This is a genomic window from Streptomyces sp. NPDC002463, from assembly GCF_042889835.1.
GTDB classification, from domain to species: domain Bacteria; phylum Actinomycetota; class Actinomycetes; order Streptomycetales; family Streptomycetaceae; genus Streptomyces; species Streptomyces nymphaeiformis.
The window spans coordinates 257,857-279,808 of record NZ_JBIARL010000002.1 but is presented as its reverse complement, the minus strand read 5'-3'; the positions used below and the strand labels follow the sequence as shown (position 1 = coordinate 279,808).

The following is a 21,952-nucleotide window of genomic DNA, read 5'->3' as shown; positions in this document are numbered from 1 at the left end:
GCGAAAGGCCGGTGCGGTGAGGCTCGATCCCCCCGAGCCTCGCCGCACCGGCCTCTTTCGCTCCCCCGTGCCGGCAGGTGCGCGCCCCCGTTCCGCAGCCCCGTGCCGGCGGTACCGGAGCCGCGCCCCTTCCGTGGGCTCCACTCTCTCCTCCGGGCACCACCGGGCCCATCCGCGCGCCTACTCATCTCGCCCCCTAGGTACGGATACTCAGTCCTGGTTACGATCGCGGGCGTGTCCGTACTCCCCCTCGTGTTCACCAGCGGCTGGGCGAGCGGGATCAACGCCTACGCGGTGGTCCTGCTGTTCGGCGTCTTCGGCGCGACCGGGCTGACCGACGAGGTGCCCGCGTCCCTGCAGCGCACCGACGTCCTCGTCGCGGCCGGCGTGCTGTTCCTGTGCGAGGCGGTGGCGGACAAGATTCCGTACGTCGACTCGATATGGGACTCCGTCCACACCGTGATCCGGCCGATCGCGGGCGCCGTGGTCGGCGCCCTGCTGGCCGGGCAGAGCGGTTCGCTGCCGGAGCTGGCGGCGGGTGCGGTCGGCGGTTCGACCGCCCTGCTCAGCCACTTCGTCAAGGCCGGGACGAGGATGGCGGTCAACACCACGCCGGAGCCGTTCTCGAACGTCGCGCTGAGCCTGGCGGAGGACCTCGGGGTGGCCGCGATCGTCACCTTCGCGGTCTTCCATCCGGTGGCGGCCTCGGTCGTCGCGGCCGTCCTGCTCCTGTCGGGCCTGGCGATACTGGTCTTCCTGGCCCGGCGGATCCGCCGCTTCTGGCGCCGCCGGTCGCAGCGGCGGGAGGAGAGACGGCTCGCGGCGACGGGGGCGCGGCCACGGGCCCGGGCCCCGCTCGACGACGGGTCCGAACACTTCTGACCGGGCCCGACCGGGCTTCCTGCGGTGTCCGGGGCGCCCAATAGACTCGCCCGCATGGCACGGATTGTGGTGATCGGCGCGGGACTCGGCGCCATGGCGGCGGCGGCCCGACTGGCGGTCGCCGGACACACGGTGACGGTGTACGAGAAGACGTCGACGTACGGCGGCGCGGTCGGCCGCTTCGAGCGCGACGGCTTCGCCTTCGACACCGGCCCCGGGCTGCTGCATCTGCCCGCCGTCTACCGGGACCTGTTCGTGAAGACCGGCAAGGAGCCGCTGGAAGAGTGCGTCGCGCTGACGCAGGTCGATCCGGCGGCCCGTCACGTCTTCGCCGACGGCACCCGCGTCGACCTGCCGAACGCCTCCCGGGCCGGCACGGTCGCCGCCCTGGACGCGGCGCTCGGCACGGGGGCGGGCGAGCGTTGGGGCGACTTCCTGACGCGGGCCCGCGAGGCCTGGGACCGGACCCGGCGGCCGCTCCTCGAGGAGCCGCAGCCGGCCGACCCGGCTCCCCTCGCCCGTGAGCCGTACCCGGCCCTGAAGGCGGGCCTGCTGCGCCGCCCGACGACCACGCTCGCCCAGGTCGGGGTGCGGGAGCTGCGCGACCCGCGGCTCGCGGCCCTCCTCGACGCGTACGCGTGGTCGTACGGCTTCGACCCGGCGGCCGCCCCGGCCTCGGCCGCCGTCCTGCCGTACATGGAGCAGACCTTCGGCAGCTGGTACGTGGGCGGGGGCCTGCGGGCGCTCGCCGACGCGGTGTACGAGCGGTGCCGGAAGCGACGGGTGGAGTTCGTGTTCGACACGGCGGTCGAGGACGTCCTGGAGAAGGACGGCCGGGCGGCCGGTGTCCGGCTGGCCGGCGGCGCGACCGTCGAGGCCGACCACGTGGTCTCCGGGGCCCCCGTGCCGGCGCTCCACCACGGCGAGGGCCCGCCGCGTCACCAGGCGATCGGCACGGGCCGGGTGACGGTCTGTCTGGCCCTGCGCGGCCCCCGGGAGGCGGACGCGGTGCACCGGACCGTCGTGCACGGCGAGGGCGGGCGGCCGACCGTGACCGTGCTGCGGCCGGACGACCCGGCGCTGCGCCCGGACGGTGCGTACGAGTCGGTGACGGTCACGGCGACCGTGCGGACCTCCCCCGGGCAGGATTGGGAGGCCTTCGCCGACCGGATGGTCGAGGCCGCCGGGCGGGCGGTCCCGGGGCTCGCGGAGCGACTGCTGTGGCGGCACGTCCGCACCCCGGAGGACGTACGGCGGGACACGGGCGTCGCCGAGGTGCCGGGGCCCGCGCTGGCCGGGGCCGACGGCCGGCTCCTGCCGGCCGCCAACCGCTCCCCGCTGCCCGGCCTGTACTTCGCCGGCGGCTGGTCCCACCCCGGCGGCGGGCTCGCGCACGCGGGCATGTCGGGCGCGCTGGTGGCCGGGCTCATCGTGGAGGGCGCGGACTTCCGCGGCTCCCGGTGAGGCCCTAGTAGCGGTACTGGTCGTCCGGGTGCGGCTGCTCGTGGCCGTACGGGGCCTGCGGCTGCTGCTGGGCGTGGTCGGTGTCGCGCTGCTGCGGGACCCAGACGCCGCCGGGCGGGGTGTCGTAGGTGTACGAGGGGGCGTAGGGGTCGGCGTAGTACGGGGTGTACTGCTGGCTGTCCGTGCCCGGGCCGATGTACGGGTCGGAGTACGCGGCGTACTGCTGCTGCCCGGCGGCGCCGTAGTCGTAGGCGGGCTGCTGGGCGTAGCCGGGCTGCTCGTACGAGGTCTGGTCGTACGCGGGCTGCTCGTAGGACGGCTGCTCGTACCCGGACGCCGGGTAGGAGTCGTGACCCGTGCCGTAGACCCCGTACTGGCCGGTGTCCTCGGGCATGGGCTGCGGCTCGTAGACGGCCGTCGTCTCGGCGGCGGTCTCGGGGTGCGGATCGTGGCCGGGCCCGCCCTCCTTGTCGTACCCCGTGCCGTACGCGTCGTCCTCCGAGTCGTACGAGAGCTCGGTGACCTCCAGGGTGGGTCCGGCCTGCGCGGCGGCCTTGCGGCGGCGGCTCGCCCCCGGGCTGCCGCCGATCGCCCAGCCGGTGGAGAAGCCGCGGCGGAAGGAGAGCGTCACATAGGTCTGGCCGACGGCGAAGGCCACCGCCCCGGCGACGATGACGAGGACCGAGGGCAGCAGGACGCCGATGACCACGCAGAGGAAGCCGCCGAAGGCGAGCAGGCGCCAGCGCAGCCGCGCCTTGTACTGGAGGAGCACCTCCCCCAGCAGCCACAGTGCGACCACGCCGAACGCGATGTAGAGGACCGTCCACCCCATGCCCCGCCGCCCCTCTCCACGGTCACCGCCGCGGGTCGGGGCGGCTACGACCGGTCACGACTGCTCGTGCAGTCCGAGATTCTCGTAGATCTCGAGTGTCGCGGTGGAGCTGTTGAGCGTGATGAAGTGCAGTCCGGGGACACCCTCGGAGAGCAGACGCGCGCAGAACTCCGTCGCGAACTCGATACCGATGGAGCGTACAGCGGCGGGATCGTCCTTGACGGCGAGGATGCGGTCTTTCACGTCCGAGGGGAAGACGGCGTTGCTGAGCTGGGGCAGCCGGTCGAGGGTCTTCACGTTCACGACGGGCATGACCTCGGGGATGATCGGGGTCTCGCAGCCCGCCTTCTCCACGCTGTCGCGGAACCGCAGGTAGTTCTCCGGGTCGAAGAACATCTGGGTGATCGCGTAGTCGGCGCCCGCGCGGCACTTGTCCACGAAGTGCCGGATGTCCGTGTCCCAGTCGGTGGACCGGGGGTGCATCTCCGGGAAGGCGGCGACGCCGACGCAGAAGTCTCCCGACTCCTTGATCAGCCGGACGAGCTCGGCGGCGTACTTCACGCCCTCCGGGTGCTCGACCCACTCCCCCAGCGGGTCGCCCGGCGGGTCGCCGCGGACGGCGAGCATGTTGCGGATGCCGGCGTCGGCGTACTGGCCGAGGATGTTGCGCAGCTCGGCGACCGAGTGGTCGACGGCCGTGAGGTGGGCGACCGGGGTGAGCGTGCTGTCGGAGGCGATCTTCTGGGTGGCCTTGACGGTGCCGCCGCGGGTGGTGCCGCCGGCGCCGTAGGTCACGGAGACGAAGCTGGGGCCGACCGCCTCGACGCGGCGCATGGCGTTCCAGAGGACCTGCTCGCCCTTCTCGGTCCGGGGCGCGTAGAACTCGAAGGAGTACGACGTGTCGCCGGACGCGAGGATCTCGCGGACCGTGCGCGCACGGTCCGACCGGACGGAAGCGGTACCAAGGGCCATACGGGCAGGTTAGACGGGGTCCAGGGAACCGTGTGAATGCCGTCCGAGTGTTGGACACGTTTTCGGACAACTGCCGGACGGCCACCGGGCGGGTGCCGGGCGGCTGCTCCGCGGGCTCAGGCCTCGGAGCGCTCGCGGACGCGCTTGGCGAGGGCGGCCGTCGCGGCGGCCGGGTCGGCGGCCTCGGTGATGGCGCGGACGACGACGATCCGGCGGGCGCCCGCGTCCAGGACCTCGTCGAGGTTGGTCTCGTCGATGCCGCCGATGGCGAACCAGGGCCGGTCCTGGGCCAGCTCCGCCGCGTACCGGACGAGGCCGAGCCCCGGCGCGTACCGTCCGGGCTTGGTGGGGGTGGGCCAGCAGGGGCCGGTGCAGAAGTAGTCCACGCCCGGCTCGGCGGCGGCCGCGGCCACCTCGGTCTCGGCGTGGCAGGAGCGGCCGATCAGCACCCCGCCGCCGAGGATCGCGCGGGCGGCGGGCACGGGCAGGTCGCCCTGGCCGAGGTGGAGGACGTCGGAGCCGATGGCGTGGGCGACGTCGGCCCGGTCGTTCACCGCGAGGAGCCTGCCGTGCCGGCGGGCGGCCTCGGCGAAGACGGCGAGGTGCTCCAGCTCCTCACCGGCCTCCATGCCCTTGTCGCGGAGCTGCACGATGTCCACGCCGGAGGAGAGCACGGCGTCGAGGAAGTCCGGCAGGTCGCCCTGGCGCTTCCGGGCGTCGGTGCACAGGTAGAGCCGGGCGTCGGCGAGCAGCTCACGAGGCGTGGACATGGGTGGGTTCCCCCCGTTCGTGCGCCGGCGCCGCGGCGCCCGGCCCATGGAGGGCGGGGCGCCGCGACACCCGCGGGTGGTGTCTTCGGTGCGTTCGTACGTCGTCGGCGCGGGCGCCTCAGATGGCGAGCGCCTGGGCGCGGCGCTTCACCTCCGTGCCGCGGTTCTCGTTGAGCGCCTGCGCGGGCGTGCCCGGCAGGCTCTCGTCAGGAGTGAAGAGCCACTCCAGCATCTCCTCGTTGGTGAAGCCGTCGTCCCGCAGCACGGTCAGGAGCCCGACGAGACCCTTGACGATCTTGTCGCCCTGGATGAAGGCGGCGGGGATCTGCAGGGCGTTGTTCTCGCCGCGGCGCACGGCGATGAGCTGGCCTTCCTTGATCAGCTGTCGCACGCGCACCACGTCGATATCGAGCATCTCCGCGATGTCGGGCACGTAGAGCCAGGCGGGGACGAGAGCATCGATCTTTACGTCAATCTCGGTCACAGGACAAGCCTGCCATCCCGGACTGACAGTCGGTAGTCGGGCCCTACCGGACTGCGGCCTTCAGGGGGACGGACGGGTCCGCGGCGCGCTCCGGGTCGACGGGGACGGCGGCCTCGATGAGCTTGCGGCCCTGGGCCAGGTCGCGGGGACGGCCGACCGCGAGGAGGGCGACGGGCACCCCGGCGCGCAGCCAGAGCACGGACCAGGCCTCGTCGGCCGGGTCGCCGCGCCACAGCAGCTCGTCGGCGTCCGCGTGGTGCCCCGCGTACTGGACGAAGCGGCCGAACTGCTCGGACCAGAAGTACGGCACGGGGTCGTACGGCGCGTCGGCGGCGCCGGTGATCGCCGCAGCGACCGCGCGGGGGCCCTGGAGGGCGTTGTCCCAGTGGTGGACGAGGAGGCGCTCGCCGTAGCGGGCGGAGGGGAAGGAGGCGCAGTCGCCGACCGCGTAGACGTCGGGCAGGGAGGTGCGCAGCCGGTCGTCGGCGGTGACGGCGCCGTCCGCGTCGAGGGCGATGCCGGAGCCGGCGAGCCAGCTCGTGGCGGGGCGGGCGCCGATGCCGACGACGACGGCGTCGGCGGGCAGTGCGCGGCCGTCGGCGAGGACGACGCGGCCGGGTTCGACGGTGTCCACGCGCGCGTGGGTGAGGAGTTCGGCGCCGTTCGCCCCGTACCAGGCGGCCATGGGCGCGGTGACCTCGGCGGGCAGGGCTCCGGCGAGGGGGCGGTCGGCGGCCTCGACGACGGTGACGGCACAGCCGGCCTCGCGCGCGGCGGTGGCGAACTCGGCGCCGATCCAGCCGGCACCCACGACCACGACGGAGTGACGGCGCTCCAGGACGGGCCCGAGGCGCACGGCGTCGTCGAGGGTGCGCAGCAGATGGACCCCGGGGACGCCCTCGGTGCCGGGCAGGACGACGGGCTGGGCCCCGGTGGCGACGACGAGCGTGTCGTACGCGACGGGTCCGGCCTCGGTGTCGATCTCGTGGTCGGCGGCGCGCAGCCCGGTGACGTCCAGGCCGAGGCGGAGCTCGATGGCGAGGTCCTCGAAGTCGATCTCGAAGGCGGAGTCCTCTGCCTTGCCGAGGAGGATCGCCTTGGAGAGCGGGGGCCGGTCGTAGGGCTGGTGGGGCTCGGCCCCGATGAGGGTCACGGGGCCGGTGAAGCCCTGCTCGCGCAGGGCGACGGCGGTCTGGACGCCCGCCATTCCGGCGCCGACGATCACGACGTGCTGCTGGGCCTGCTTCTGCTCGCTCACCCGACCACCTTACGCATCTGACGTACCGTCAGGAAGGGAGGGGTCTGTGGCGGTCCGATCGCGCGGGCTAGTCTGACGGGCGTAAAGCACTCGCGGGAGCCCGGACGCACCGGGCTGAGAGGGAGGCTGGCCGGCCTCCGACCGTACGAACCTGATCCGGGTCATGCCGGCGAAGGGAGGGGCTGGACGCCCATGCGTTCTTCCGATGTCCATGTGTCCGACGGCCGTGTTTCCGACGGCCGTGTGTCCGACATCCTCGTCGTCGGGGGCGGCATCATCGGCCTGGTCACGGCCTGGCGGGCCGCGCAGCGCGGACTGCGCACCGCCGTCGTCGACCCGGACCCGGGCGGCGGCGCCGCGCGGGTCGCGGCCGGCATGCTCGCCGCCGTCACCGAACTCCACTACGGCGAGGAGACCCTGCTCGGGCTCAACCTCGCCTCCGCCGAGCGCTATCCCGCGTTCGTCGCCGAACTCGAGGAAGCCACCGGCCACGACGTCGGCTACCGCGCCTGCGGCACCCTCGCCGTCGCCCTCGACGCCGACGACCGGGCCCATCTGCGCGAACTGCACGCCCTGCAGACCCGCTGCGGGCTCGTCTCCGAATGGCTCAGCGGCCGCGAGTGCCGCCGCCTCGAACCGATGCTCGCGCCCGGCGTCCGGGGCGGGCTGCGCGTCGACGGCGACCACCAGGTCGACCCGCGCCGGCTCGCCGCCGCGCTGATGGCGGCCTGCGAGCGGGTCGGAGTGGTCTTCCACCGGACCCTCGCCGAGCGGCTCACGGTCGTACGGGACCGGGCGAGCGGCGTCGTGCTCGCCGGCGGCGGGGAACTGACGGCCGACCAGGTCGTCCTCGCCGCGGGCAGCCTCAGCGGGCGGCTCGCGGGCGTGCCCGCGGAGGTGCTGCCGCCGGTCCGCCCCGTCAAGGGCCAGGTCCTCCGGCTGCGGGTGCCCCCCGCGTACGCCCCGTTCCTCTCCCGCACCGTCCGGGCCGTCGTCCGCGGCAGCCACGTCTACCTGGTGCCCCGCGAGAACGGCGAGCTCGTCGTCGGCGCCACCAGCGAGGAACTCGGCTGGGACACCACGGTGACGGCGGGCGGGGTGTACGAGCTGCTGCGCGACGCCCACGAACTCGTCCCCGGCCTCACCGAACTGCCGCTCACCGAGACGTGCGCGGGCCTGCGCCCCGGCTCCCCGGACAACGCCCCCCTCCTCGGGCCGAGCGCCCTGCCCGGCCTGCACCTGGCCACCGGCCACTACCGCAACGGGGTGCTGCTCACGCCCGTCACCGGCGACGTCATGGCCGAGGCGCTCACCACGGGCACCCTCCCCGACGAGGCGCGCCCCTTCACCCCCCGCCGTTTCTCCCCCGTACGTCAGGAGCAGCCCGCATGAACGTGTCCGTGAACGGCGAGGCCCGGGTCCTGACGGGCCCCCTCTCCCTGGACGCCCTCGTGGCCACCCTCACCACGGCCCGCGCCGGGGTCGCCGCCGCGCTCAACGAGACGGTCGTGCCGCGCGGCGAGTGGGCCACGACGCTGCTCGGCGAGGGCGACCGGGTGGAAGTCCTCACGGCCGTGCAGGGAGGCTGACCGCGATGTCCGACGACGTCCTCACCCTCGGCGGTACGGAGTTCACCTCCCGCCTCATCATGGGCACCGGCGGCGCCCCCAGCCTCGACGTCCTGGAACGCTCCCTCGTCGCCAGCGGCACGGAACTGACGACGGTCGCCATGCGGCGCCTGGACCCGACGGTCCAGGGCTCGGTCCTCTCCGTCCTGACCCGGCTCGGCATCCAGGTCCTCCCGAACACGGCGGGCTGCTACACGGCCGGCGAGGCCGTCCTGACCGCCCGCCTGGCCCGCGAGGCGCTGGGCACGGACTGGATCAAGCTGGAGGTGGTGGCGGACGAACGCACCCTCCTCCCGGACGGCGAGGAGCTCCTCGCCGCGGCCGAGACCCTGGTCGACGACGGCTTCACCGTCCTCCCCTACACCAACGACGACCCGGTCCTCGCCCGCAAGCTGGAGGACGTCGGCTGCGCCGCGATCATGCCGCTCGGCTCCCCCATCGGCTCCGGGCTCGGCATCCGCAACCCGCACAACTTCCAGCTGATCGTGGAGCGGGCCGAGGTCCCGGTCATCCTCGACGCCGGCGCGGGAACGGCGTCGGACGCGGCGCTCGCGATGGAGCTGGGGTGCGCGGCGGTGATGCTGGCGTCGGCGGTGACGCGCGCGCAGGAGCCGGTCCTGATGGCGTCGGCGATGCGCCACGCGGTCACGGCGGGCCGCCTGGCCCACCGCGCGGGCCGAATCCCCCGCCGCCACTTCGCCTCGGCGTCCTCTCCCGCGGAGGGGCGCGCGGCCCTGGACCCGGAACGCCCGGCGTTCTGACCCCGCCGCACGGCCGTGCCGCGCGTCACAGGTGCGCTGCAGTCGGGGGACGGAGGCACAGGTCCCCCGTCCCCGGCTCGTAGACTCGGGCCGTGGACACGACCCTTCAGGACCCCCTCGTCGGGCGGCTGCTCGACGGCCGCTACCGCGTCGACGCGCGCATCGCCGTCGGCGGGATGGCCACGGTCTACCGGGCCGTGGACACCCGCCTCGACCGCGTCCTCGCGCTCAAGGTGATGCACCCGTCGCTCGCCACGGACGCCGCCTTCGTCGAGCGGTTCATCCGCGAGGCGAAGTCCGTCGCGCGGCTCGCGCACCCGAACGTCGTCGGGGTCTTCGACCAGGGCGCCGAGGGCGCGTACGTCTATCTGGCGATGGAGTACGTCGCCGGCTGCACCCTCCGTGACGTGCTGCGCGAGCGCGGCGCCCTCTCCCCCCGTGCCGCCCTCGACATCCTGGAGCCGGTGCTCGCCGCGCTGGGCGCCGCGCACCGGGCCGGGTTCGTGCACCGGGACATGAAGCCGGAGAACGTCCTGATAGGGGACGACGGCCGCGTGAAGGTCGCCGACTTCGGTCTCGTACGCGCCGTGGGCTCGGCGACGGCCACCACCGGCTCGGTCCTCGGCACGGTCTCGTACCTCGCGCCGGAGCAGATCGAGCACGGCACCGCCGACACCCGCGCCGACGTGTACGCCTGCGGTGTCGTCCTCTACGAGATGCTGACCGGCGGCAAGCCGCACACCGGCGACACCCCCGCCCAGGTCCTCTACCAGCACCTGAACACCGACGTCCCCGCCCCCTCCGCGACCGTCCCCGGGCTCGCCCCGGAGCTGGACGGACTGGTCGCGGCGGCCACGGCCCGCGACCCCGAGGTCCGTCCGCACGACGCCGTCGCCCTGCTCGCCCTGCTCCGCGAGGCCCGCGCCGCGCTCGGCGACGAGCAGCTGGACGCGGCGCCCCCGCTGGCCCGCTCCGAGGCCCGGGACACCGCCGAGGACCGGACCAGCGTGATCGCCAGGCCCGTACCCGCGGAGAGCGACGTCCAGCACACCAACCGGCTTCCCGCCCCGGAGGCGCCCCCCGCCACCGCCCGCCGGCGTCCCCCGCGCGGCCCCCTCCTCCTCGTCGTCGCCGTCCTCCTCGCCCTCGGCCTGGGCGCCGGCGTCTGGTACATCAACTCCGGCCAGTTCACCCGCGTCCCCGCCGTCCTCGGCCAGTCCGAGGCCGCCGCGACGAAACGTCTCGCCGACGCCGGACTCGACGTCGACACCACGAAGCGCGCCTTCAGCGACGTGTACGAGCGCGGCACGGTCATGGCCGTCGACCCGGCCCCCGGCGAGCGCGTCCGGGGCAACGGCACCGTCACCCTGACCCTCTCCCGCGGCCCGGAGATCGTGAAGGTGCCGAACCTCAAGGGCAAGCCGCTCGCCGAGGCCAAGCGTCTCCTGAAGGAGGAGGGCCTGGCCCCCGGGGTGATCACCAGCGAGTTCAGCGACTCCGTCGCGCAGGGCTCCGTGATCGGCTCCGACCCCGAGCCCGGCACCGAGCGCGCCCCCGACTCGGCCGTCGCCCTCGTCGTCAGCAAGGGCTCCCCGATCGACGTGCCCGACGTCAGCGGCGAGACCGTCGCCGACGCCACGGCCGCCCTCCAGGAGGAGGGGCTCACCGTCCGGATCGCCCCGGAGCGGATCAACTCCCCCGAGGACGCCGGCACCGTCGCGGCCCAGTCCCTGGCCGGCGGCAGCCGGGCGGCGGAGGGCGACGTCATCACCCTCACCGTCTCCAAGGGACCGAAGCTGATCGAGGTCCCCGACGTGACGGGCGACTCGACCGCGGACGCGCGCACGGCCCTGGAGGACGCGGGCTTCGAGGTGGAGGTCAAGAAGTCCTTCCCCTATCTCGGCGACACCGTCGCGAGCCAGTCCGTGGCCGGCGGCGGGACCGCGCCCGAGGGCTCCACCATCACCATCACGATCAAGGGACTCTAGAGACTCATGCGCAACCCCGTCGGCGGCCATGTCCCCGTGGCCGGTGGCCTCGCCACGACCGGCCTCGGCTACGCCCGTGAGCTCGGCGCCGAGACCGTGCAGGTCTTCGTCGCCAACCCGCGAGGCTGGGCGACCCCGGTCGGCAACCCGGCCCAGGACGAGCGCTTCCGGGCCGAGTGCGAGGCCGAGTCGATCTCGGCCTGGGTGCACGCCCCGTACCTGATCAACTTCGGCTCCCACACCGAGGCCACCGTCGAGAAGTCGGTGGAGTCGCTGCGGCACTCGCTGCGCCGCGGCCGGGAGATCGGCGCGAAGGGCGTCGTCGTCCACACCGGCTCGGCGACCGGCGGCCGTCCGCGCGAGGTGGCCCTCGCCCAGGTGCGGGAGCGGATGCTGCCGCTGCTCGACGAGCTGACGCACGAGGACGATCCGTACCTGCTCCTGGAGTCGACCGCGGGCCAGGGCTTCTCGCTCTGCTCGCGGACCTGGGACTTCGGCCCGTACTTCGACGCGCTCGACCACCACCCCAAGCTGGGCGTCTGCCTCGACACCTGCCACATCTTCGCGGCCGGGCACGACCTGGCCGGCCCGCACGGGGCGGCGCAGACCCTCGACCTGCTCGTGGAGACGGTCGGCGAGGGCCGGCTGAAGCTGATCCACGCGAACGACTCGAAGGACGTCGTGGGCGCGCACAAGGACCGCCACGCGAACATCGGGGCCGGTCACATCGGCGAGGAGGCCTTCGGAGAACTCCTGCGCCACCCCGCCACCGACGGCGTGCCGTTGATCATCGAGACCCCCGGCGGCAAGGAAGGACACGTCGCCGACATCGAGCTCCTGAAGAAGCTCCGCGAGCGCCGAGGATGATCATTTCCTCTTGAGGAATACCCTAGGGGGGTATACGGTTCCCAGTGAAGGCAGGATCCGCATACGGGATCGGGGGCACTCCATGAAGCACGAGGCGCACGCTCACCACGAACATGAGGCCCATGAGGGTCACGCAGGCCACGAGGTCCATGTCGGCCACCAGGGCCACGCAGGCCATGAGGGTCACGGAGGTCACGGCGACCACCAGGGCCACGCGGGCCACCACGCCCACACGGACCACAGCGCCCACGCCGACCACACCGACCACACCGGCCACGACGCCCACACGGACCACAGCACCCACACCGGCCACGACGCCCACGCCGGTCACCACCACACCCCCGGCGGCACCGTCTCCTGGGCCATGGCCGCTCAGGCCACACTGCACTGCCTCACCGGCTGCGCCATCGGTGAGATCCTCGGCATGATCATCGGCACCGCGTTCGGCTGGGGCAACCTGCCGACGATGGTCCTCGCGATCATCCTGGCCTTCTTCTTCGGGTACGCGCTCACCCTGCGCGGCATCCTCAAGGCCGGCGTCGACTTCAAGACCGCCTTCAAGGTCGCCCTCGCCGCCGACACCCTCTCCATCGTCACCATGGAGATCATCGACAACGGCGTCATCGCCCTCTGGCCCGGCGCCATGGACGCCCACCTCGACGAGCCGCTCTTCTGGGGCGCGCTCGCGGCCTCGCTCGCGCTCGCCTTCGTGGTGACCACGCCGGTCAACAAGTGGATGATCGGCCGCGGCAAGGGCCACGCGGTGGTCCACCAGTACCACCACTGATCCGGAGCGACCGACGGACGGTCCGGAGCCGCTACAGCTCCGGGCCGTCTCCCGGTTCCTCCTGGTACGAGTAGCGCTGCTCCGTCCACGGGTCACCGAGGTTGTGGTAGCCGCGCTCCTCCCAGAAGCCCCGGCGGTCGGCCGCCATGTACTCCACGCCCCGGACCCACTTGGGCCCCTTCCAGGCGTACAGGTGCGGGACGACGAGCCGCAGCGGGAAGCCGTGCTCGGCGGTGAGCAGCTCCCCGTCCTTGTGGGTGGCGAAGATCGTGCGGTCCGCGGCGAAGTCGGCGAGCCGCATGTTGGCGCTGTAGCCGTACTCGGCCCAGACCATCACGTGCGTGACGTGGGGCGCGGGCGGGGCGAGCTCCAGGATCGTGCGGGCGGGGACACCGCCCCATTCGGCCCCGAGCATGCTGAACTTCGTGACGCAGTGCAGATCGGCCACGACCGTGGAGAACGGGAGCGCCGAGAACTCCTCGTGGTTCCAGCACCGCTTGTCGCCGTCGGCGGTCGCCCCGAAGACGCGGAACTCCCAGCGGTCCGGCTTGAACTTGGGGACGGGCCCGTAATGGGTGACCGGCCAGCCGCGCTGCAGCCGCTGCCCCGGGGGCAGATCCGGCGGAAGGTCCGGCGAACGATCCTGCTGACCCGCTTCCCGGTGTACTCCGCTCTCCGGCTGACCCATGTCATCCATGGTGACAGACCGCGAGGGGTGGTCATGACCAGGCGACCACCCGGGCGGTGCGATTCGGGCAACTACGACTAAGCCTGCACTTACTGGACGCCCCCCATTCGGGGTGCGAGGATGCGGCCATCCCGCCTAGTGACGGCGTAGACACGTAGCGTGGAAGGATCCTGAAGCGATGCAGGGCGACCCCGAGGTCCTCGAGTTCCTCAACGAGCAGCTGACCGGCGAGCTGACGGCCATCAACCAGTACTGGCTGCACTACCGCATCCAGGACAACAAGGGGTGGACGAAGCTCGCCAAGTACACCCGCGAAGAGTCCATCGACGAGATGAAGCACGCGGACAAGCTGACCGAGCGCATCCTGATGCTCGACGGCCTGCCCAACTACCAGCGGCTCTTCCACGTACGGGTCGGCCAGACGATCACCGAGATGTTCCAGGCGGACCGCCAGGTCGAGGTGGAGGCGATCGACCGCCTCAAGCGCGGGATCGAGGTCATGCGGGCCAAGGGGGACGTCACGTCCGCCAACCTCTTCGAGGAGATCCTGGCCGACGAGGAGCACCACATCGACTACCTGGACACCCAGCTGGAGCTGATCGAGTCCCTGGGTGAGGCGCTGTACATCTCGACGCTGATCGAGCAGCCCAGCTAGGGCAGGCCCCGAGGGTCTACGCGGCTTCCTGGAGCTCCGCGACCGTCTCCGCCGTCAGGGCCGGCACGCCCTGGTCGACGAGCTCGCGTCGCGGGCAGTTGCCGCGCCCGAGAATGGCCTGAATGCGACGGACGCAGGAACCGCAGTCCGTTCCGGCCTTGCAGGCCGAGGCTATCTGGCGGGGCGTACACGCGCCCGCGTCCGCATGCTCCTTGACCTGCTTCTCCGTGACACCGAAGCATGAGCAGACGTACACGCGGTTCACCTCCCGCCGAGATCGTTAAGGCTAACCTAACCTTACCCGGCGACCCGGGGCCCCAAAAGCCCCGGATACGACGATGGGGCGCGGATCACAGCGATCCGCGCCCCATCTCCGTAGGAACCTACTTACTGATCGCGGTACATCTCCGCCACCAGGAACGCCAGGTCGAGCGACTGGCTGCGGTTGAGCCGCGGGTCGCAGGCCGTCTCGTAGCGCTGGTGCAGGTCGTCGACGAAGATCTCGTCGCCGCCGCCCACGCACTCGGTGACGTCGTCACCGGTGAGCTCGACGTGGATGCCGCCCGGGTGGGTGCCCAGCTCCTTGTGGACCTCGAAGAAGCCCTTGACCTCGTCGAGCACGTCGTCGAAGCGGCGCGTCTTGTGGCCGGAGGCCGCCTCGAAGGTGTTGCCGTGCATCGGGTCGGTGACCCAGGCGACGACGGCGCCGGAGGCGGTGACCTTCTCGACCAGCTCGGGGAGCTTGTCGCGGACCTTGTCGGCGCCCATGCGGACGATGAAGGTCAGCCGGCCCGGCTCGCGGTCCGGGTCGAGACGGTCGATGTACGTGAGCGCCTCGTCCACCGTGGTGGTCGGGCCGAGCTTGATGCCGATCGGGTTGGCGATCTGCGAGCAGAACTCGATGTGCGCGTGGTCCAGCTGGCGGGTGCGCTCACCGATCCAGACCATGTGGCCGGAGGTGTCGTACAGCTTGCCGGTGCGCGAGTCCGTGCGGGTCAGGGCGCCCTCGTAGTCGAGCAGCAGCGCCTCGTGGGAGGCGTAGAACTCGACGGCCTTGAACTCGGCCGGGTCGGTGCCGCAGGCCTTCATGAAGTTCAGGGCGTTGTCGATCTCGCGGGCGAGCGCCTCGTAGCGCTGGCCCGAGGGGGACGACTTCACGAAGTCCTGGTTCCAGGCGTGCACCTGGCGCAGGTCGGCGTAGCCACCGGTGGTGAAGGCGCGGACCAGGTTGAGCGTGGAGGCGGAGGCGTTGTACATCCGCTTCAGACGCTCGGGGTCCGGGATGCGGGCCTTCTCGTTGAAGTCGAAGCCGTTGACGGAGTCGCCCCGGTAGGTCGGGAGCGTCACGCCGTCGCGGGTCTCGGTGCCCTTGGAGCGGGGCTTCGAGTACTGGCCGGCGATGCGGCCGACCTTCACCACGGGCACGGAGGCCGCGTAGGTGAGGACGGCGCTCATCTGGAGCAGCGTCTTGAGCTTGGCCCTGATGTGGTCGGCGGACACGGCGTCGAAGGCCTCGGCGCAGTCGCCGCCCTGGAGCAGGAACGCCTCGCCACGGGCGACGGCTCCCATCCGGGCGCGCAGCTGGTCGCACTCGCCGGCGAAGACGAGCGGAGGATACGACTCGAGGTCCGCGATCACATCGCGCAGAGCCTCGGCATCGGGGTACTCGGGCTGCTGCGCCGCGGGCAGGTCTCGCCAGGTCGCCTTGGCGACGGCGTGGGAATCAGCGTTCACGGTCACAAGCACCACAGTAAGGGGTTCTTCGTCCGGTCCTGTCCCTCTGCCCATTGGCTGAGACGCGCGTCTCGAACGCCTGCCCGAAATGTCCGCAGAGGATCTTCGAGTCGTCGAGGGGTGTTACCCTGCGGCCCGTTTAACAAGAGCAAAGTCGAATCACAGGGGTGGGCGTGACCCAGAGGCACCGCAGGGATCGCAAGAAGAAACGACTCTTGTACGGAGCGGCGGCGGCCGTCGTCGCCACCGCCACCATCGGCACCATCGCGGTCGCCTCGCCGGGCCTTCTCGGCGCGGCCGGCGACGGCACGTCCGGAGACGATGCTTCCCTCCAGACGCAGTTCGCAAACGCGGCCCGCGAGTTCGATGTGCCGCAGAGCGTGCTGATGGCGGTGTCGTACCGCCAGACCCGCTGGGAGTCGCACGACGGCGTGCCCAGCACCACGGGTGCGTACAACGTCATGGGTCTGACGAAGGTCGACCCGGAGGACGTCGAGCAGGACACGGACGAGCAGCTGCTCGACCTGATGAACCGCAGCGGCGACCCGCGCGTCGAGAAGCGCTTCGACGGGAAGAAGGCGCTCGCCGCCCTCCCCGAGTCGAAGACGAAGATCGACACCTCCGACCCGACGCTGCACACGCTCGACAAGGCCGCCGAGCTGATCGACGGCTCGACCGAGTCCGTGCAGAAGGACAGCGCCGCCTCGATCCGCGCCGGCGCCGCGCTCCTCGCCGAGTACCAGAAGCAGGCCGGCGCCGAGCTGTCCGACGACCCGGGCGACTGGTACCCGGCCGTGGCCCGCTACAGCCAGTCCGAGGACCGCAAGGGCGCCGACCTCTTCGCCAAGCGCGTCTTCGAGTCCATCAAGACGGGCGAGCAGGAGACCACCGCCGACGGCCAGCAGGTCGTCCTGCCGGCCGACCCGTCGGTGAAGCCGGTCAAGCCGGCGAACGTGCCGCTGGCCGCGAGCTTCACGGCCACGAACGAGACCCCGGCGGTCGAGTGCCCGACCGGCCTGGACTGCACCTTCATCCCGGCCGCGTACTCGCAGAACGACGGCAACTACAACATCGCGAGCCGTCCCGCCAACGGCTTCGACGTGCGCCAGATCGTCATCCACGACATCGAGGGCAACCACGACGGCGCGGTCGGTGTCTTCCAGAACCCGCTGAGCTACGCCAGCGCCCACTACATCGTGCGCGCCGACGGCCGTGTGACGCAGATGGTGGAGACCAAGAACGAGGCGTACCACGCCGGCAACAAGACCCTCAACATGCACTCGATCGGCATCGAGCACGAGGGTTACGCGATCAAGGGCGACGCCGGCTGGTACACCGAGCCGGAGTACGAGTCCTCCGCCGCCCTCGTGAAGTACCTGGCCGCGAAGTTCTCCGTCCCGCTGGACCGCGAGCACATCATCGGCCACGACGACGTGCCGAGCATCCTGGACTCCAAGATCCAGGACCACTGGGACCCGGGCCCGTTCTGGGACTGGAACCACTTCATGACCCTGGTCGGCGCCCCCACCGGTGCCGGTGGCGCGGGCGGCCTGCTCCAGGCCGGCCAGCTGGTGCGGATCGTCCCGCCGTTCACCTCGGCCAACCAGCAGCAGATGACGTACTCGGAGGACGGCGCCACCAAGACGACCGTCCCGCTGCCGGTCAACTTCGGCTACCTCTACTCGGAGCCCGTGGCCGACCAGACCAAGGCGCTGACCGACCCGTACTTCACCTCGGGCGCCACGTACGGCTCCAACTGGGCGAACAAGGTCGCGGCCGGCAGCACCCACGTCGTCGCCGAGTCCCGGACCGACTGGACCGCCATCTGGTACGGCGGCAAGAAGGCCTGGTTCTACAACCCGGGCGGCCAGTACACGGCCCCCGCGGGCGTGAAGACGGCGATCACCGCCAAGGACGGCCTCACCTCCGTCCCGGTCTACGGCCGCGCCTACCCGGAGGACGCCGCCTACACGGGCACCGGCGTCCCGGTCCAGGCCAGCAACGGCGCCTCGCTGACGAAGTACAGCCTCCCCGCCGGGCAGCTGTACGTGAAGGCCGGTGAGCCGGTCGCGGGCGACTACTACTACAGCGCCTACAACACCGACGGCACCCGCGTCGTCGGCACGACGAACATCTTCATCCCGATCCGCTTCAACCACCGCATGGCCTGGGTGAAGGCGAGCGACGTCAAGGAGGTCGCCACCACGGCGTCCGTCCGCACCGACAACCGCTACAACCTGCTCTCCCGCGACGCCTCCGGTGTCCTCTGGCAGTACCAGGGCACCGGCAGCGCCACCAGCCCGTTCCTGACCAAGTACAAGGTCGGCGGCGGCTGGCAGGTCTACAACGCGATCACCCCGCTGACGGCGCTGCGCGCCGACGGCACCGGTGACGCCGTGGCCCGCGACGCCTCCGGCGCCCTCTGGTACTACCAGGGCAGCGGCAACCCGTCCGCGCCGTTCAAGGCCCGCCTGCGGACCGGCGGCGGCTGGCAGATCTACGACCGGATCATCGGCGTCCGCGACCTGACCGGCGACGGCAAGCCGGACCTGATCGCCCGCGAGAAGTCCGGCGCGCTGTGGCTGTACAAGGGCACCGGCACCCCGGCGACGCCGTTCGCGCCGCGCGTGAAGATCGGCACCGGCTGGCAGATCTACAACGACATCGTCAGCACCGGCGACCTCACCTCCGACGGCAAGCCGGACCTGATCGGCCGCGACGGCACCGGCGCGCTCTGGCTGTACAAGGGCACCGGCAGCGCCACCGCCCCGTACGCCGCGCGCATCAAGGTGGGCACCGGCTGGCAGATCTACAACAGCATCACCGGTCCGAGCGACCTCACCGGTGACGGCAAGGTCGACTTCGTGGCCCGCGACGCCTCGGGCGCCCTGTGGCTGTACAAGGGCACCGGCAGCGCGACCGCCCCGTACGCCGCGCGCGTGCAGGTCGGCCCCGGTTGGCAGTCCTACAACCTGATCTTCTGATCGGGTAGCCGCCTCACCTCGGGGCCCGGTCCGCACCGTCCACGGTGCGGACCGGGCCCCGTTCCCGTTCCCGGTTGCGTTACAGTGCTCGCATGTTCGCGCACTCGAACCAGAACTGGTGGTGGACCGCTCATCCGGCGGCCCACTGATCGCGCGTACACCGACAGACACGCGAAGGCCGCCCCGAGGGGCGGCCTTTCTCGTACCCACGAGGCCGTTCCTCTCCGATCCGAAGCCCCGGAAGGAACACACCCCTCATGGACCTCTCCCGTCTCCTCGACGACTCCTGCCCTCCCTTCGCCCTGCTGCGCCGCCGCACCCCCGGCCGTGACCACGACACCGTCGAGGTGCTGATCGGCCGGGTCCACGAGGCCGAGCGCCTCGCGGAGCTGCCCGTCGGGCCGATGCCGACGCTCGCCCTCGTGCCGTTCCGGCAGATCCGGGAGCGCGGCTTCGACGTCCGGGACGACGGCACCCCGCTCTCCGTGCTCGTCGCCGACGAGGCGTACGAACTGCCGCTCGCCGAGGCCCTGGCCGTGCTGCCCGCCCATGACGTACGGGTGGAGGGCGGTGGCTTCGACGTCTCGGACGAGGAGTACGCGGAGACCGTGCGGCGGGTCATCGACGAGGAGATCGGCTCCGGCGAGGGCGCCAACTTCGTCATCCGGCGCACCTACACCGGTGAGATCCCGGGCTTCGGGCGCGCCGACGCGCTCGCCCTGTTCCGGCGGCTGCTCGCGGGCGAGCGGGGCGCGTACTGGACGTTCGTCGTGCACGCCGGGGACCGGACGCTCGTCGGGGCGAGCCCCGAGGTGCACGTGCGGATGTCGGGAGGGACGGTCGTGATGAACCCGATCAGCGGCACGTACCGCTACCCGGCCGGAGCCGCCCCCACCGCCGAGGACCTGCTCTCCTTCCTCGCCGACCGCAAGGAGACCGAGGAGCTCTCCATGGTGGTGGACGAGGAGCTGAAGATGATGTGCACGGTGGGCGACATGGGCGGGGTCGTGGTCGGGCCGCGGCTCAAGGAGATGGCCCATCTCGCGCACACGGAGTACGAGTTGCGCGGGCGGTCGTCGCTGGACGTGCGGGAGGTCCTGCGGGAGACCATGTTCGCGGCGACCGTGACGGGGTCGCCCGTGCAGAACGCCTGCCGGGTGATCGAGCGTCACGAGGAGGGCGGCCGGGGCTACTACGCGGGGGCGCTCGCCCTGCTCGGCACGGACGCGAACGGGGCGCAGACGCTGGACTCCCCCATCCTCATCCGTACCGCCGACATCGCCGCCGACGGCCGGCTGCGGGTGCCGGTCGGCGCCACGCTCGTGCGGCACTCGGACCCCGAGGGCGAGGTCGCCGAGACCCACGCCAAGGCGGCGGGCGTCCTCACCGCCCTGGGCGTACGGGAGGGGCGGCCGGTCGACGCGTCGGCGCCGGTGCCGCCGCGGCTCGCCGACGACCCCCGGGTGCGGGCCGCGCTCGACGCGCGCCGGGCGGACCTCGCGCCGTTCTGGCTGAAGATGCAGGCCCGTTCGGCGGAGTTGTCCGGGCACGCGCTCGTGATCGATGCCGAGGACACCTTCACGGCGATGCTGGCGCACGTCCTGCGCTCCTCGGGCCTTGAGGTGTCGGTACTCCGCTACGACGAGCCGGGGCTGCGGGAGCTGGCCCTCGCCCACGAGGGGCCGGTCGTCCTCGGCCCCGGGCCGGGGAACCCGTCGGACGCCGCCGACCCGAAGATGCGCTTCCTGCGCGGCCTGACGGCGGAGCTCGTACGGGACCACCGCCACGGGCCCGCCCGTCGCCCGACCACCGCCCCTCATCGAGGCCCTTCGGGCCGCCCCTGCCTGTTGGGCGTCTGTCTCGGCCACGAGCTGATCGCGGCCGAACTGGGCCTGGACATCGTCCGCAAGCGGACCCCGTTCCAGGGGGCCCAGCTGCGGATCGACCTGTTCGGGCAGCAGCGGACGGTCGGCTTCTACAACAGCTTCACGGCGCGGTGCGACGACCGGACGGCGACGGAGCTGGCACTGCACCGCATCGAGGTGAGCCGGGACGCGGAGACCGGCGAGGTGCACGCCCTGCGCGGACCGGGCTTCGCGGGTGTGCAGTTCCACCCGGAGTCGGTGCTCACGACGGACGGGGCCGCGCTCACCGCCTCGCTGCTCGCGGGCGTGCTGGTCTAGCCGATCCTCGGCACCAGGACGTTCTCGTCGCGTCGCCGTGCGACGTGGTTGAGGACGTTCCGGACCGTCGTGTCGATGATCTGGCCGACCGCGTCCAGCGTGTAGTACGCCTGGTGCGAGGTGACCACCACGTTCGGGAAGGTGACGAGGCGGGCCAGGGTGTCGTCCTCGATGCCCGCGAGGGACTTGTCGAGGAAGAAGAGCCCGGCCTCCGCCTCGTACACGTCGAGGCCGACGCCGGTGAAGCGGCCGGCCCGGAGCTCGCTGACGAGGGCCTCGGTGTCGACGAGTCCGCCGCGGCTGGAGTTCACCAGGATGGCGTCGTCCTTCATGGCCTTGAGGGCGGCGGCGTCGACGACGTGGTGGGTGGCCTCCACGAGCGGGACGTGGAGGCTGACGAGGTCGGCCTCGGCGAAGAGCCGCTCCTTGTCGACGTACGTCATGCCGAGCTCCAGGCAGGCGGGGTTCTCGGCGACGTCCCAGCCGAGGAGCCTCATGCCGAAGCCGTGGGCGATCCGGGTGAAGGCCTCGCCGATCTTGCCGGTGCCGAGGACGCCGACGGTACGGCCCCGCAGGTCACGGCCCATCAGCCCGTCGAGCCGGAAGTCGAAGTCGCGGGTCCGGTTGGAGGCGCGGACGATCCGGCGGTTGACGGCCAGGGCGAGGGTCCAGGCGAACTCGGCCACGGAGTACGGCGAGTAGGACGAGACCCGGGCGACGGTGAGGCCGAGGCGCTCGGCGACGTCCAGGTCGATGTTGTTGAAGCCCGTGGAGCGCTGGGCGATCATCTGAGTCCCGCCGGCCGCGAGGGTCTGCAGGACCCGGTGGTTCAGGTCGGCGTTGACGCTGGTGGAGATGATCTCGTAGCCGGCGGCGATGGGGGCGGTGTCCTCGGTGAGGAAGACGCCCACGCAGCGGACGTCGTGGTGGCCGGCGAAGGCCTTCTCCAGGAGGGGCTTCTCGTCCGCCTGCACGCCGAATGCCAGGATTTCCACGAGGTCCCCTCACCGTCAGG

20 protein-coding genes, 1 pseudogene and 1 riboswitch are annotated in these 21,952 nt (G+C 72.1%); of the genes and pseudogenes, 12 read left to right on the top strand and 9 right to left on the bottom strand.

What is annotated here, in order from left to right; genetic code table 11:
• The first annotated feature begins 234 nt into the window (after positions 1-234).
• Positions 235-882, top strand: a complete 648-nt coding sequence (locus tag ACFYX3_RS06420) for a DUF4126 domain-containing protein (protein WP_382651685.1) — start codon at positions 235-237, stop codon at positions 880-882.
• A 54-nt stretch (positions 883-936) separates the two neighbouring features.
• The gene (locus ACFYX3_RS06415; protein WP_389008773.1) at positions 937-2,346 is read left to right on the top strand and encodes a phytoene desaturase family protein; all 1,410 of its coding nucleotides are present in this window, start codon (positions 937-939) and stop codon (positions 2,344-2,346) included.
• Positions 2,347-2,350: 4 nt separating this feature from the next.
• Here ACFYX3_RS06415 and ACFYX3_RS06410 read toward each other — a convergent pair whose 3' ends face one another.
• The 5 genes from ACFYX3_RS06410 to ACFYX3_RS06390 form a co-directional block, all read right to left on the bottom strand.
• The gene (locus ACFYX3_RS06410; protein WP_389008770.1) at positions 2,351-3,178 is read right to left on the bottom strand and encodes a hypothetical protein; all 828 of its coding nucleotides are present in this window, start codon (positions 3,176-3,178) and stop codon (positions 2,351-2,353) included.
• Between the two features lie 54 nt (positions 3,179-3,232).
• Positions 3,233-4,150 carry a methylenetetrahydrofolate reductase [NAD(P)H] gene (metF, locus tag ACFYX3_RS06405; protein WP_389008767.1) on the bottom strand — a complete coding sequence of 306 codons (918 nt, stop codon included), beginning with the start codon at positions 4,148-4,150 and terminating at the stop codon, positions 3,233-3,235.
• A gap of 116 nt (positions 4,151-4,266) precedes the next feature.
• The gene (thiE, locus tag ACFYX3_RS06400; RefSeq protein ID WP_389008764.1) at positions 4,267-4,920 is read right to left on the bottom strand and encodes a thiamine phosphate synthase; all 654 of its coding nucleotides are present in this window, start codon (positions 4,918-4,920) and stop codon (positions 4,267-4,269) included.
• Positions 4,921-5,038: 118 nt separating this feature from the next.
• Positions 5,039-5,404 (bottom strand): Rv2175c family DNA-binding protein, encoded by a 366-nt coding sequence (locus ACFYX3_RS06395; protein WP_376584676.1) that lies wholly within the window; start codon positions 5,402-5,404, stop codon positions 5,039-5,041.
• Positions 5,405-5,447: 43 nt separating this feature from the next.
• Entirely contained in the window at positions 5,448-6,611 is a 1,164-nt protein-coding gene (locus ACFYX3_RS06390; RefSeq protein WP_382652744.1) for an NAD(P)/FAD-dependent oxidoreductase, read from the bottom strand.
• A 133-nt stretch (positions 6,612-6,744) separates the two neighbouring features.
• A riboswitch (TPP riboswitch) is annotated at positions 6,745-6,857 on the top strand.
• On the opposite strand from ACFYX3_RS06390, the gene thiO reads away from it, so the two are divergent.
• From thiO to ACFYX3_RS06360, 6 genes and pseudogenes are all read left to right on the top strand, one after another.
• The gene (gene thiO / locus ACFYX3_RS06385) at positions 6,855-8,054 is read left to right on the top strand and encodes a glycine oxidase ThiO (RefSeq protein ID WP_389008761.1); all 1,200 of its coding nucleotides are present in this window, start codon (positions 6,855-6,857) and stop codon (positions 8,052-8,054) included. (Overlaps the previous riboswitch by 3 nt.)
• Positions 8,051-8,251 carry a sulfur carrier protein ThiS gene (gene thiS / locus ACFYX3_RS06380; RefSeq protein WP_376584672.1) on the top strand — a complete coding sequence of 67 codons (201 nt, stop codon included), beginning with the start codon at positions 8,051-8,053 and terminating at the stop codon, positions 8,249-8,251. The genes thiO and thiS overlap by 4 nt, the downstream gene beginning before the upstream one ends.
• 5 nt (positions 8,252-8,256) lie before the next feature.
• Positions 8,257-9,051, top strand: coding sequence for a thiazole synthase (locus ACFYX3_RS06375; protein ID WP_389008758.1), 795 nt, complete (start codon positions 8,257-8,259; stop codon positions 9,049-9,051).
• Between the two features lie 92 nt (positions 9,052-9,143).
• Positions 9,144-11,039: a Stk1 family PASTA domain-containing Ser/Thr kinase gene (pknB, locus tag ACFYX3_RS06370; protein ID WP_389008755.1), complete on the top strand. Its 1,896-nt coding sequence runs from the start codon at positions 9,144-9,146 to the stop codon at positions 11,037-11,039.
• A gap of 6 nt (positions 11,040-11,045) precedes the next feature.
• On the top strand, positions 11,046-11,906 hold the full coding sequence (locus tag ACFYX3_RS06365) for a deoxyribonuclease IV (RefSeq protein WP_359515864.1): 861 nt from the start codon (positions 11,046-11,048) through the stop codon (positions 11,904-11,906).
• Between the two features lie 274 nt (positions 11,907-12,180).
• A pseudogene (locus tag ACFYX3_RS06360) lies at positions 12,181-12,693 on the top strand (DUF4396 domain-containing protein); the annotation flags it as partial.
• 31 nt (positions 12,694-12,724) lie between these two features.
• Here ACFYX3_RS06360 and ACFYX3_RS06355 read toward each other — a convergent pair.
• Positions 12,725-13,381 carry a sulfite oxidase-like oxidoreductase gene (locus ACFYX3_RS06355; RefSeq protein WP_382651702.1) on the bottom strand — a complete coding sequence of 219 codons (657 nt, stop codon included), beginning with the start codon at positions 13,379-13,381 and terminating at the stop codon, positions 12,725-12,727.
• 178 nt (positions 13,382-13,559) lie between these two features.
• Between ACFYX3_RS06355 and bfr the strand changes: the two genes are divergently transcribed.
• On the top strand, positions 13,560-14,036 hold the full coding sequence (gene bfr / locus ACFYX3_RS06350) for a bacterioferritin (protein ID WP_043223049.1): 477 nt from the start codon (positions 13,560-13,562) through the stop codon (positions 14,034-14,036).
• Between the two features lie 16 nt (positions 14,037-14,052).
• Here the strand turns inward: bfr and ACFYX3_RS06345 are convergent, their stop codons facing one another.
• Both ACFYX3_RS06345 and ACFYX3_RS06340 read right to left on the bottom strand, forming a co-directional pair.
• Positions 14,053-14,301, bottom strand: a complete 249-nt coding sequence (locus ACFYX3_RS06345; protein WP_385665331.1) for a bacterioferritin-associated ferredoxin — start codon at positions 14,299-14,301, stop codon at positions 14,053-14,055.
• Between the two features lie 122 nt (positions 14,302-14,423).
• On the bottom strand, positions 14,424-15,824 hold the full coding sequence (locus tag ACFYX3_RS06340; RefSeq protein WP_221517657.1) for a class II 3-deoxy-7-phosphoheptulonate synthase: 1,401 nt from the start codon (positions 15,822-15,824) through the stop codon (positions 14,424-14,426).
• Between the two features lie 119 nt (positions 15,825-15,943).
• On the opposite strand from ACFYX3_RS06340, the gene ACFYX3_RS06335 reads away from it, so the two are divergent.
• From ACFYX3_RS06335 to ACFYX3_RS06325, 3 genes are all read left to right on the top strand, one after another.
• Positions 15,944-18,754, top strand: coding sequence for an N-acetylmuramoyl-L-alanine amidase (locus ACFYX3_RS06335; RefSeq protein WP_389008749.1), 2,811 nt, complete (start codon positions 15,944-15,946; stop codon positions 18,752-18,754).
• A 92-nt stretch (positions 18,755-18,846) separates the two neighbouring features.
• Positions 18,847-18,903: a trp operon leader peptide gene (locus ACFYX3_RS06330; RefSeq protein WP_101392327.1), complete on the top strand. Its 57-nt coding sequence runs from the start codon at positions 18,847-18,849 to the stop codon at positions 18,901-18,903.
• A 108-nt stretch (positions 18,904-19,011) separates the two neighbouring features.
• Positions 19,012-20,937 carry an anthranilate synthase family protein gene (locus ACFYX3_RS06325; protein ID WP_389008746.1) on the top strand — a complete coding sequence of 642 codons (1,926 nt, stop codon included), beginning with the start codon at positions 19,012-19,014 and terminating at the stop codon, positions 20,935-20,937.
• On the opposite strand, the gene ACFYX3_RS06320 is transcribed toward ACFYX3_RS06325, so the two are convergent.
• Entirely contained in the window at positions 20,934-21,932 is a 999-nt protein-coding gene (locus tag ACFYX3_RS06320; protein WP_389008743.1) for a 2-hydroxyacid dehydrogenase, read from the bottom strand. The genes ACFYX3_RS06325 and ACFYX3_RS06320 overlap by 4 nt on opposite strands.
• Between the last annotated feature and the right edge of the window lie 20 nt (positions 21,933-21,952).